Source organism: Sediminimonas qiaohouensis DSM 21189 (assembly GCF_000423645.1).
GTDB classification, from domain to species: Bacteria; Pseudomonadota; Alphaproteobacteria; order Rhodobacterales; family Rhodobacteraceae; genus Sediminimonas; species Sediminimonas qiaohouensis.
This window is the reverse complement of record NZ_AUIJ01000066.1, coordinates 1-1,525: the sequence shown is the minus strand read 5'-3', so window position 1 is coordinate 1,525 and position 1,525 is coordinate 1. Positions and strand designations below refer to the sequence as shown.

Below are 1,525 nucleotides of genomic sequence, written 5' to 3'. Positions count from 1 at the left end.
ACCGCGCTCGGCATACCCATAACTGAGCCCGTAGGATGAGTCTGTCTGGGGAAAGGGGGCGTCTGGCCTTCAACCAATTTGTGCAACAGAGTCGTGCGATAGCCAAGCGATAGCTGTCCATCCCCCTGTGGCGAGAACAGTTCGGCGATGCAGGCTGCTTTCACCGGCGCGTCCTGCTCGGCCTCCTGTAGCCGGAAATGCATTCCTTCCCGGATGACCAGGATGCGTGCGTCCATGTCCATTTCGGCAAAGTCTGGATAGCTGGTTTCGGCACTGGCCGCAGTGGCAGGCAGGAAAACGCATGCCAATGTGGCCAGTTTCTGCATGGTTTTGTTCCACATCATCTCTGCGCTCCTTCTATTAAACCCGTGGCCTGCCGATCGGCGTAGAGCTGCCGCGCTTCAATCTACTCGATCATAGACAATCTCGTGTGCTTCTGAAGGCTTCCCGGTCTGATTGTCTGCTTTGGCTTTATCGCAGGCGGGAACGATGGAGAACAACCTGGCATCCCTTTCGCTATAAGCCTAGCTCGACCGGTTCGACAGGCTTGAAAGCTCATTGATCGTGTTCGACCGCACTCCATCTGGCAAAGATGGCCAGCCTCCTCGTTATGCCGTGTCTAGCCGCAGAGCCGTTAGCGCGAAGGGGCTTAGGCATGCCTGAGCGGCGTCGCTTCGTCCTCTGGGTTTTGCCGCCATCGGGTGGCCATGATCGGTATGGCGAGCGTTCCAGCCCCGAACCGTGTTTGCCGGTGCGTCTTTGCCCGGCTTGGTCATTGCACCTTCCGTAAGGGCGTTCCTCAATCTCTGACGCATCCTTGGCCGGGGGCGCCGCCCGGTCAACGGCTTGCCCGCACCATCTGCCTTCACCTGCGGTTCCGTCAGACCGTGTTGGCCGTAAACCGCGCCATAGCCCTGAAGGGCGTCGGCGGGTGACCCGTCGTCTAATACCCCCGTCCTTTCCGTGACGCGTCTTGAGGAAACGCCAAACGGAAGGAGACAGCCATGACCCGCAAGAACAAAACCAACCGCACCAGCAACCGCCCGGATAATCGGGCAGACATCTACACCCGCATTACCAATCAGATCATCACCGCCCTGGAGCAGGGCATTAAACCCTGGACGCAGCCCTGGAACGCCGCTCACGCCGCAGGCGCTGTTTCGCGCCCGCTCCGTCACAACGGCCAGCCTTACAGCGGCATCAACGTCCTGACCCTGTGGGCCTCATCGATGGAGCGCCACTTCGCCGCCCCGATCTGGATGACCTTCAAACAAGCCCGCGAACTTGGTGGCCATGTCCGCAAGGGCGAAAAGGGATCGCCGGTCGTCTACGCCAATACGCTGACGCGCACCGAGCGCGACGAAGCCACGGGCGAGGAAATCGATCAGACCATCCCCTTCATGAAGGGCTACACGGTCTTCAATATTGAGCAGATCGAGGGGGCTCTGTTGCACAAAGCGCGTGAGGGATTCATGTCGCGAATCCAGTGTGGTAGCTGGGCGACATGAGCAGACCCACACCCCCA

General features: G+C 59.7%; 2 protein-coding genes. One reads left to right on the top strand and one right to left on the bottom strand.

What is annotated here, in order from left to right; genetic code table 11:
- On the bottom strand, positions 1 to 344 hold a 344-nt coding region (locus G568_RS19485), incomplete at its 3' end, for a hypothetical protein (RefSeq protein ID WP_037374539.1).
- Between the two features lie 660 nt (positions 345 to 1,004).
- Here G568_RS19485 and G568_RS19475 point away from each other — a divergent pair.
- Entirely contained in the window at positions 1,005 to 1,508 is a 504-nt protein-coding gene (locus G568_RS19475) for an ArdC-like ssDNA-binding domain-containing protein (protein ID WP_084627488.1), read from the top strand.
- Positions 1,509 to 1,525: the final 17 nt, after the last annotated feature.